The sequence below is a fragment of the Peribacillus sp. SIMBA_075 genome, from assembly GCF_046534585.1.
Genome location: NZ_JAWRYN010000249.1, coordinates 1 through 347 on the forward strand (window position 1 = coordinate 1; position 347 = coordinate 347).

The window sequence follows — 347 nt, forward strand, 5'->3', positions numbered from 1 at the left end:
CCATGTCTTCGTTCCTTCTACTTCTGTTTGGCCTACTTTTGTATTTGTGATGTCATTACCTTTGACTTTTGATTGATATCCGTCTACTGCTTGTTCTTTCACTTCATACTTGTACGCTTTTCCTTCGGCATCATATGCCGCTAAATCTTTGAATTCATACTTCCAACCGCTTGCTTCTGTTACTTCTTGCGTTGCGATTACTTGGCCATTTTGTAGTAAGTCTACTTTAATTGTTTTTGGACGTTCTTTCGAATCTCCGTCCTTCCACGTTTTCGTTCCTTCTACTTTTGTTTGACCTACTTTTGTGTTTGTAATGTCATAACCTTTTACTTCGGATTTATATCCAT

1 protein-coding gene is annotated in these 347 nt (G+C 37.8%); it reads right to left on the reverse strand.

Features of this window, described 5'->3' with window-relative positions; all coding sequences use genetic code 11:
- The coding region (locus SB775_RS28100) for a Cna B-type domain-containing protein (protein WP_410864443.1) at window positions 1-347 on the reverse strand (347 nt) is incomplete at both ends.